Consider the following 9,982-nt stretch of genomic DNA (forward strand, 5'->3'; position numbering starts at 1 on the left):
CGTTCTGAAAAAGACTAACCAGACTATGATATGAGAGTAAAGATACCCAGACGGGAAATCATCCTATTCTGTTCCGCCTTGCTTTTCCCCGTTGCTTCGCTGTGCGCGCAAGAAGTGGGGCAGGAGGTGAAAGAGGTCAGGCAAGACGTGGAGCAACTCCAGCAGGACGTCCGCGAACTTCGTGAAGAAGTGCGTCGATTGCAGGAAGAACTTCATGGATTCCGGCGCAACAGTTTCCCGCAATGTGGCATGGACACGGTAGCTCCTTACGTTCCCCATCGGTTCATTCACCGGTTGGGGATAGAAGCTCGGCCGCAATACGTGTTCCCCACCAATCCTTTCCTGCAAGGAGAGAACGAACGGTGGAAGCCCATCCAAAGTTCCTTTGCCGCTCATTTGAAATATTCCTTCAAGTTTCGTCCCAATACCTGTGCCGACCGTATCTACGGCGGAGCCTACCAAGGCTTCGGCTTGGCCGTCACCACCTTTGGCGACCGTAAGCAACTCGGTGATCCGGTGACGTTCTATGTCTTTCAGGGCGCACGTATCGCCCGTTTCAATCCCCGTCTTTCGCTCAATTACGAGTGGAATTTCGGCCTTTCTGCCGGATGGAAACCATACGATAACGATTACAACTCCTACAACGGAGCGGTAGGTTCACGGGTGAATGCGTATCTCAATGCAGGTATCTACCTCAATTGGTCGCTTTCCCGTTATTTCGATTTTATCATCGGCGGAGATTTTACGCATTTCTCCAACGGCAACACCAAATTCCCCAACGCAGGAGTGAACACCACCGGAGCGAAAATCGGTCTGGTGTACAACTTCAACCGTGAAGAATCCGACCTGACCAAGTCTTTGGTCAAGCCGTATATTCCCCGTTTTCCCCGTCATATCAGTTACGATCTTGTGTTGTTCGGCTCGTGGAGACGGAAAGGCGTGTATGTAGAAAGCGGGAAGCAGATAGCTTCGCCGGGCAGTTACCCCGTGGCGGGATTCAACTTTGCCCCGATGTACAACCTCAACTATAAGCTGCGATTCGGCGTCTCGCTGGACGGTGTTTATGACGGTAGTGCCAATGTGTACACCGAAGACCGGATTGTGGAGTACGATTACGATGGAGGCAGCGGCACTTCCGGACGCAGGTTTCTTGTGCCGGGCATTCAGCATCAGCTTGCTCTCGGACTTTCGGGACGGGCGGAGTATGTAATGCCGTTTTTCACCATCAATGTCGGTTTGGGAACGAATGTGCTGGGGCGTGGCGATTTGCGGGGGCTGTATCAGGTCTTTGCGTTGAAGATAGACGTGACACGTAGCTCTTTCCTTCACATCGGTTACAATCTCCAAAACTTTCAGACACCTAATTATCTGATGCTCGGCTTGGGATTCCGTTTCAATAATAAGTATCCTAAGGTGCGTCATTAGAAATGTCCGTCCGGTGGCCTGTCGAATATCAAGTAAGGAATCTCAAAATGGAAAACATTATTCAAAAAATCAGAGAAATCTATCCGGTATCCGATGAAGCGCTTCAGGCGCTTCAGGCGAATATGGAACTGCGATATTATCCTAAAGATACCTATATCGTCCAGTCGGGGGTAACAGACCGCCTGGTTTATTTCATTGAAGAGGGCATTGCCCGTTCCGTATTCCATCACAACGGACAGGACACTACTACGTGGTTCACGCTGGAAGGCGACATTACGTTCGGCATGGATTCGCTCTACTATCAGCAACCGTCGGTGGAGAGCATTGAAACGCTTTCCGATTGCAAAATCTACGTCATCCATATCGACAAGCTGAATATGCTCTACGAAACCTATATCGACATAGCCAACTGGGGGCGCATCCTGCATCAGAATGTCAACAAAGAGCTTAGCCACATGTTTGTGGAACGGCTCCAGCTTTCGCCTAAAGAACGGTATGAGCAGTTCAACCGTCGCTATCCCGGACTGATAAACCGGGTGAAGCTGAAGTATGTGGCTGCCTTTTTGGGCATTTCCATCTACACGCTTAGTCGGGTACGTGCTAAAAAATAGTTTTCGGTAGGGCTTTTTTGCTTTTAAGCAAAAGAACTTCGTTTCGCAAACCGTATCTTTGCCATCTGAAAATACTAACTAACTAATAGAAAAACAGATGTCGAACATTTCTTCTTCAGCCTTTGCAGATACCAAAGCACATTATGATCTTCTTGACGGACTTCGCGGTGTAGCGGCTCTTATGGTGATATGGTATCATGTATTCGAGGGATATGCTTTTGCCGGTGGTGGCAATATCGAGACTCTCAACCACGGTTATCTTGCCGTGGATTTCTTCTTTATCCTTTCGGGTTTCGTGATCGGTTACGCTTATGACGACCGTTGGGGCAAGAGTCTCACCATGAAAGATTTCTTTAAACGTCGTTTGATACGTCTTCATCCGATGGTCGTTATGGGTGCCGTATTGGGTGCTATCACATTCTGTATTCAGGGTTGTGTGCAATGGGATGGAACGCATGTAGCCATCTCCATGATTATGTTGTCTCTTCTTTGCACGATATTCTTCATTCCTGCCATGCCGGGTGTGGGATATGAAGTTCGTGGCAATGGTGAGATGTTTCCGTTGAACGGCCCTTGCTGGTCGTTATTTTTCGAGTATATCGGTAATATCCTGTATGCGTTGTTCATCCGCCGCTTGTCCAACAAGGCGCTGACGGTATTTGTGGTGTTGCTGGGTGCAGCATTGGCAGCGTTTGCCGTTTTCAATGTCTCCACTTATGGAAACATAGGAGTGGGCTGGACGCTGGACGGGGTTAATTTCCTGGGCGGCTCGTTGCGTATGCTTTTCCCTTTCTCACTGGGTATGCTGATGTCGCGCAACTTCAAGCCTATGAAGGTGAAGGGTGCGTTTTGGATCTGTACCATTGCGCTGATTGCCCTGTTCTCTGTTCCTTATCTCGAAGGAATGGAGCCGCTTTGCATGAATGGTATTTATGAAGCGTTTTGTGTGATTGTGGCTTTCCCTATCATTCTTTGGATAGGAGCGTCGGGCACCACTACGGACGTGCAATCGACAAAAGTATGCAAATTTCTGGGGGATATATCCTATCCGGTTTATGTGATCCATTATCCGTTGATGTACCTGTTCTATGCATGGCTGATTGAGAATAAGCTCTATACGTTGGGCGAGACTTGGCACGTAGCCGTGTGCGTCTTTGTCTTGAGTATCGTGCTTGCTTATCTGTGTCTGAAACTGTATGACGAACCGATACGTAAATATTTGGCAAAACGTTTCTTGGGTAAGAAACGATAGTTTTCATTGATCTATTATATCTTAAAGCCCCGTTTTATCAAAAGACAAAACGGGGCTTTTAAATTTATAATCCGCTACCGTTTCTTGGTAGGGCTTTATTTTATGAATGTATTATAAGGCGTTAATTTCTTCTGCAGATAATCCGGTACCTTGAATAATCATTTCAGTGCTAAGTCCTATTTCTTTGAACTTACGGGCTATCTCGATTTGCTTATTCTTTTCGCCTTCTGCTAGTCCTTCCGCTTTACCTTCTGCAAGTCCTTCCGCAAGTCCTTCTGCTTTACCTTCTGCTTTACCTTCTGCAAGTCCTTCTGCCAATCCTTCCATTCGTCCTTCCAGTTTGGCTCCATCCAGTACATCATTTTGAATCATGATAGCATTCAGATGTTCGTCGTAAGCATGACGTTCTTTGGGATTCATATTATAATAAACGAGTTTCCGGCGAGCTTCTGCAAGACCGGGGGCTTGCGTATCGGGTCGGATGCGGCCTGTTTTCAGGTATTCTATCCACTCTTCAAGGGGAGTGACAGCTACCTTGTCGAATTCGTTCACCCGAATAAGGAAATATTCGGGAAAGATTTCGCTGGGGAGCTTGCTCACTATCGCATTCTTTTCTTTGGTGCTGACCAATAATTGATCTCCCGTATGTACGCCTAAAAACGTATTCTGTCCGTGGTACAGATAATCATCACCTATACCGATGTCGAAATAAAGAATACTCACGGAGTAGATTTTCTTCACCTCATAGTATCGTTCGCCTAGCGAAATATGCTCGGTGATTGCTTTGGCAACTCCATACAGGATGCGTTCCAGATAATACAGCTCACGGGTATTTTGAATTTCTACAATAATGATTTCCCCTTTACTATTTTTTGCTTTAATATCTACCCGGTTGAATTTATCGTCAATAGTCTGCTGGTTGCTTTCGCTTTCCAGTAGTTCGATGATTTCTACTTTCTCGTTCAGGAGTACAGTGAGAAGCCCTTCGAGCACCCCGAAGTTGGCTTTCTGGCGTAAAAGGCGTTTTATGGCCCAATCAAATCTGATATAGCGATCAGTTGTTTCCATCTTTTGATTTTATATAATGAACGTACCTACAAAGATAATCATTATTTCTGTTACTCAATCGATTATGAACAATGTTTTCTTCTACCTATGGTCTCTTACTTAATTTGATATACCACATTTACAGTCCTAAGATGTTTAAAGACAAAGAGAAAGTAGAAAGTCCGGGAAAGTCCGAGCTTTCTACTTTCTCTTTTAATATAATAGGAGGACTAGGGAACTTGTATTACATCTTCAGCATACTAGCATATTACCAGGGGATTTTTGTTCCGGAGATGTTTTTTACAGAGTTGTATCCACTTTTCCATCATTAGGTAAAGTTACAGGATCCCAAGGAGAAATAATAGCATTTTCCACTTTTAGATCCGTCTTGTTTACGGTTACAGTATACGTATATTCCTTTCCGGCTTCGGTTTCAAAAACCTGACTGCCAGTAAATAATGTTGTATGAAGAGTATATCCGTCGTACTTGTTATTATACACTAAATCCACCTTCATACCTCCATCAACACGTTCGCCGGGACATACTATAAAAGTATAATAAGTCGCATTATCTGCCGCAACATAATTTCCACTAAATCCCCAAACAGCAGAATAAGCAAAATTCAATTCTTCTGCACTTCCAATCGGTTCCACCTCGCCTGTCTTAATATTAAATGAAACTTGAGAATGTAAATTCGAAAAAACGATGTTCCACCACGACGCAAAACCACTCGCGGAATTATAACCATTTCCTGGCACTAACTTTAAGACCACCTTACTCATTTTATGTTTAAATTGAAAATCAACTTGAGGATCGTCTTTTGTACCTGTTGCTTCAGCATACAGGAAATCTATCTGGTCGTCCAAATACGTAGAATACTGTTCTAGCAGCTTCCTTGTAATCTTATTATCTGTAATATCCTTGGCAGCAGCATACGGATAATATGCCGTAAACTGACCTTCCTCATCACCATAATAAATAACATTCGAATATGGTTTAAAAGCATTTCCACTCGTCCACTGATAACGGTAATTCGAATAACTCATTTTACCGCTCGTTCCAAAAACGCCGATCTCGTCTCCAGACTGCCATGTCGTATTTTTCATACGCGTTGTTACTCCTTCAATTCCGGCCGTCACTTCCACTGCCACCTGTTTGCTATCGGTGATATTGTTCATTTCACTATTGTCACATCCTGTCAATGTTGCAACCAAGGCAGCTGCAAAAAAATAGACTTTTCTCATAACTGTATTTTTTTTAGTTTATATTTATTATTAATCTACTTAATTAATGCGCATCTACTCCGCCGCCGTTCACCGGAGTCCATTCGGTAATAGTAGCTCCTGTGATCTCTATTTTTGTACGATGCAACTTCACGTCATACGTATACTTACTGCCTGCTGCCAATGCTTTATCCATTTCCCAAGTGAAAGGAAGATCATTGTCATTGTTCAAATCGAAAGTCAACGTGCGCGATGTAGTCGCGTCGGGTAATAAAATTGCTTCACACAAAGCACCGGACTTTGTTGTAAGTAGTGTGATGTCTGTTGTTTCCGCACCCGCCGTCAGAGTACCATCGGAAAGATTAAATGTGGCTGTGGTGTGTTGTCCGCCCACAGTGACACTAAGGTTTTCTAAATCAGCAGCAGTCAATCCGTCTCCCGGTGTAATAGTCAACACCAGTTTGGAAAGTTGATGGCTAAAATTGAACGATACTACCGGATTATTTTTTGTATACCCTTCCGCTTTGTCGGCATACATGAAATCAATAGCCTCCTGATTACTTTGGTCGGCAATATTCAGAGAACAAGTATAATCCGTCAACGGAGTGACAAATGGATAATAAGCATAAAAATCCACTGTACCGATAATCGGAAAATAGATTCTATTTGTATTCACTTCTCCCGGTTCTTCCGGCGTGACAGAAGGTTCAAATTTGCCATTGCCATTGGGGGTTATGTAACATTTATTGTCTGCTCCGTCGCAAATATTCTCCAACGTAAGCCCTACACCGTTTCCGGAATACACCATAAAAATTCCAATTTTATCATTGCTGCCCCAGTCCGTATCTATGGCACGGCTTACGGAAGCCCCTTTTGTGCCGATCTCGCCCTTTACAGTCAATGCCGTACGTCCGTCGGGCGCAGCGGTCGGTTGAGATTCGTTGTCATTGCCGCAAGCTCCCCATAAGGCAGCCAACGCAACATAAAGTACTAATTTCTTTTTCACCATTGTCTTTCAATCTATTTGTTGTTATTATTCTGTTCTGTTTACAACACGTGCAATCAATGAATATCCACATGTCCGCCTTCTACCGAATTCCAACTATTTATATTACCGGAAAAATCTCCTTGGGAAGGCAAGTCAAAGTTGGCCCCCAATACCAGCGGAGTCATCGAACCGTCGAAACATTTCTGCAATACTTCGGTAAGGTCTGTCTTTATCGTGTACACCGATTGGTTGTTTAATGCAACAGCTATGCTAAGCTCCTGTTTTTCTTCCGCGATAATTCCCAACAAACGGATCGTGGCGGTCAGTGTCGGCGTTCCGTCCTTTTCTTCTGTTTTTTCAAAAACAGGAGAAAGGGATACTCCTGTCGGGGAAGCCCATGCTCCGGTCGCGAGATTTATACTGGAGGCAATGCCGCTCAATGTGGCATTTAAACTGGTGATGCGGTCGTGATCTCCTTCTTTGAGTTTCAGCACCAACGTCAGCTGACGAATATGTTGCAACATTCCCACTGTTACAAATAAGGTGTCATCTTTTACTACGTCCAATGTCTGCGTAGCGGAAAAGAGATAACCGGGAAGAGCTTCTATGTTATTTTCGTCTGTCGAAGCTATCGTGGCAACATCACCGGTGACGGTTATGGCTTCGGGGGTGTTATAAACCAATAATTCGTAAGCTGCCGGAGCAAGCAAAGAATGAAAAATATTCGTGTTTCCCTTCACGGGCTGTTCGTCGCTTTGCCCGGACTGGCCGGACACACGAAGCGTATACGATACAGGCTGCACGGCCTGGTCTGCACGGCTGCTCCAATCTGTTGTAATCACTATCGCTCCCTGTGAAGGATGGGGCGTGTTATCAATATCGTCTTTAACGCAAGAGGTCAGCATCAAGGCGACCCCGCAAAAAAGGGCTGCGCGGGAGGTTATTTTATTAGTTTCCATATCAGTGTGATTCCTAGTTGGTTAATACCCCAATAATTTTTTGTCTTACTGCCTTTGTGGACGCGGACATCATTGATGAGTGCGTATTCGTCATAGTCAGCGTAAGTGTAGCCTGCTCCGGCGTGGAAGTCGAGAGAAAGCGAACGGTTCAGGTTGAAGATATAACCGCCTGTCAGTCCTCCGCCTTGATAATTGCCTTGCTTGCCGGTCTTGCCCAATTTATAATGAAACTCGCCCGTATGATACATGACACCTAAAAAGCCTTTGCCTTGTTTGCCCAGGTAATAACGCACTTCGGGAGAGACTTTCCAAAGGGCATAGCGACGGTTCTTATGGTCCCAGCTCCATGTGGTCCAACTACCGTTGAGCAAGAGACCGAAATGACGGTTCATCCGCCATTCGAATCCTAAATCCGGAGTAAGAGTAGCCCAATGAAGCAGGTTGGCACGCAGAGTGAGATGATGAAAGTCGGATGCCTTCAACGGAGTTTCAGTCACTTCCGAAGATGTATCCGTCGGGGATGTTGAATCTGCGGGCGTTTCCTGCTTCGGTTTTTTCGGTGCGATGATGAACGTTTCTTTTTCTCCGACAATTGGTTTTTCTTCCACTTCTTCTTGAGGAAAACGCAGACGAACGATAACAACATGTCGTAAATCCCCATAAGGTGCAGTGTGGTTGTGAGTGATAAAACAGGATTCATTCAAGCCTTTTTCGAGGATCAGTTCGGATTTCACACGGTTGCTGCTAACTCTGGCGAGTTTTAGATTTTCGACAGATGTGGGCTCGGAAGCGCAATAGCCGTCTATCAATAAAGGGACTTCACCACTAAGAATGGTAGCTTTGTGGGTTTCAACCACAGCCAAAAGATGATCCAACTGTGTTTCGTTATCTTTCCACGGGACATAGAACATATCCTTATGGGAAACAAAGCGAAAAACATAAACGGTATCAGGAATCTGATTCTGTGCCATAGAACTGACAGGCAGTAGAAACGGCAAAAACAAAAGTAAAAGATAAAATTTGCGCATTAGCATCTTATTGTATTTTGAGATTATTGTACCTCTAGTTCAACCTACATATAGCTATTTCCCACATCCGTTACTTTGTAGGTAACGGAAGAGTCTTCGTGTCTGCTCTTTCGGGAGTAGCCGCGATGCTGAAAGACGATTTTGATAATAAAATATCTTACCCCTGCTTCTGACAAGCGGCAGAGGAGAGGGATTCTTTTGCTAAAATTCAGACATTAATGAAGCCTTGATACAAAGAAGTCTCGTGTTCTGATTGTATTATTCCGTTTTTGAGTGTTTTATTAGAAAAAATGTTCGATTTAATTTGGATATTTTAAGAAATGTGCTCATCTTTGCGGCATCGATTTCTTCCGTTACCTACAAAGTAACGGTCTGTTCCTTAGTGTATTGCGTGGCCTGTTAACTGCTTCACGAAATCTATAATCTGTCTGTTTGCTTCGTCTATTTTTTTACTATGAAAGGGCTTCAAGTATGTCTCCGTCACGGTGATAGATGAATGTCCCATTGCTTCGGAAATGATTCCCGGATGGATTTCGCAGTAATAAGCTGTGGTAGCCCACGTGTGGCGGGTGGCGTAAGAACTCAACTTGTCTTCAAGTCCCAACATTTTTCCCAATGATGCCAATTGATGGTTAAAGTTGCGCAATGCCAGCTGATATTCACGATATGCTTCTTCCGTTCCCTCTTTGCTTCGCAGGATGGGAAAGAGATAGGGCGATTCAGAGTTGCGGTTCATGTGTTTTTGCAACAAGGACATTGCTTCCGGTGTCAGCGTCACGGACAAGGAACGGCCTGTTTTGCGGCGGCGGTAAGTAATCACATTTCCTTGCAAATCATTCTTGCGGAGATAGGCCAGATCGACAAACGGCAATCCGCGAAGTAGAAACATCAGGATAAACCAATCGCGTGCTTTCTCCACCATAGGAGGGATGCGGGACTGGGGCAGCCGGGTGAATACTTTTCTCATATCTTCACCATCCAACGCACGTTGGCGGTCGGCACGTGTACCCGTATAGACCGATCGGAACAAATGAGGTACATACACAGCTTTCCGCCGGTCTACGGCACGGTTGTAAACTGCCCGCAGCGTTCGGAGATACGTAGACACCGTGTTCCAACTGCATCCGCGTTCGCGCAGACTGATTTCAAAACGTTTCACCCATTCGGACGTCAGCTGACGGAACATTAACTTCTCGGACCCCTGAAAAGTGAGAATCGCATTCAAGGTGCTTTTATATACATGAGCAGTCCCCAAATTTCCCCTTCCTTGCAATTCGGCAGTCACTTGCCTCATAAACGAGAATAGATTTTCTTTCTTCATTCAGTTTTTTTTAATAATTATTATTTACGAATTATCATATTTGTTTAAATTAGTAAAACAAAAATGTAAATATAATCGGACATCTGCAATTTAAAGTATAAAAATAAAAATATTTTATCTATAATTA

The 9,982-nt window shown here is 44.6% G+C and carries 9 protein-coding genes; 3 read left to right on the forward strand and 6 right to left on the reverse strand.

The window, feature by feature from the left end; all coding sequences use genetic code 11:
* The first annotated feature begins 30 nt into the window (after window positions 1-30).
* The 3 genes from HMPREF9009_RS15855 to HMPREF9009_RS15865 all read left to right on the forward strand — a co-directional run bounded on the left by HMPREF9009_RS15855 (window position 31) and on the right by HMPREF9009_RS15865 (window position 3,288).
* Entirely contained in the window at window positions 31-1,425 is a 1,395-nt protein-coding gene (locus HMPREF9009_RS15855) for an acyloxyacyl hydrolase (protein WP_008639981.1), read from the forward strand.
* A gap of 47 nt (window positions 1,426-1,472) precedes the next feature.
* The gene (locus HMPREF9009_RS15860; RefSeq protein WP_004315309.1) at window positions 1,473-2,036 is read left to right on the forward strand and encodes a Crp/Fnr family transcriptional regulator; all 564 of its coding nucleotides are present in this window, start codon (window positions 1,473-1,475) and stop codon (window positions 2,034-2,036) included.
* Window positions 2,037-2,133: 97 nt separating this feature from the next.
* The gene (locus HMPREF9009_RS15865; protein WP_049702679.1) at window positions 2,134-3,288 is read left to right on the forward strand and encodes an acyltransferase family protein; all 1,155 of its coding nucleotides are present in this window, start codon (window positions 2,134-2,136) and stop codon (window positions 3,286-3,288) included.
* 111 nt (window positions 3,289-3,399) lie between these two features.
* On the opposite strand, the gene HMPREF9009_RS15870 is transcribed toward HMPREF9009_RS15865, so the two are convergent.
* The 6 genes from HMPREF9009_RS15870 to HMPREF9009_RS15895 form a co-directional block, all read right to left on the reverse strand.
* Window positions 3,400-4,356 (reverse strand): PD-(D/E)XK nuclease family transposase, encoded by a 957-nt coding sequence (locus tag HMPREF9009_RS15870; protein ID WP_049702680.1) that lies wholly within the window; start codon window positions 4,354-4,356, stop codon window positions 3,400-3,402.
* Between the two features lie 279 nt (window positions 4,357-4,635).
* Window positions 4,636-5,580 (reverse strand): fimbrillin family protein, encoded by a 945-nt coding sequence (locus HMPREF9009_RS15875; protein ID WP_049702681.1) that lies wholly within the window; start codon window positions 5,578-5,580, stop codon window positions 4,636-4,638.
* Window positions 5,581-5,623: 43 nt separating this feature from the next.
* The gene (locus HMPREF9009_RS15880) at window positions 5,624-6,568 is read right to left on the reverse strand and encodes a fimbrillin family protein (protein WP_049702682.1); all 945 of its coding nucleotides are present in this window, start codon (window positions 6,566-6,568) and stop codon (window positions 5,624-5,626) included.
* Between the two features lie 53 nt (window positions 6,569-6,621).
* Window positions 6,622-7,506 (reverse strand): FimB/Mfa2 family fimbrial subunit, encoded by an 885-nt coding sequence (locus HMPREF9009_RS15885; protein ID WP_053095313.1) that lies wholly within the window; start codon window positions 7,504-7,506, stop codon window positions 6,622-6,624.
* Entirely contained in the window at window positions 7,488-8,477 is a 990-nt protein-coding gene (locus tag HMPREF9009_RS15890; RefSeq protein WP_229077639.1) for a DUF3575 domain-containing protein, read from the reverse strand. The genes HMPREF9009_RS15885 and HMPREF9009_RS15890 overlap by 19 nt, the downstream gene beginning before the upstream one ends.
* 436 nt (window positions 8,478-8,913) lie before the next feature.
* The gene (locus HMPREF9009_RS15895; RefSeq protein ID WP_049702684.1) at window positions 8,914-9,855 is read right to left on the reverse strand and encodes a tyrosine-type recombinase/integrase; all 942 of its coding nucleotides are present in this window, start codon (window positions 9,853-9,855) and stop codon (window positions 8,914-8,916) included.
* Window positions 9,856-9,982 lie beyond the last annotated feature (127 nt).

It is taken from the genome of Bacteroides sp. 3_1_13 (genome assembly GCF_001185845.1).
Lineage (GTDB): Bacteria > Bacteroidota > Bacteroidia > Bacteroidales > Bacteroidaceae > Bacteroides > Bacteroides xylanisolvens.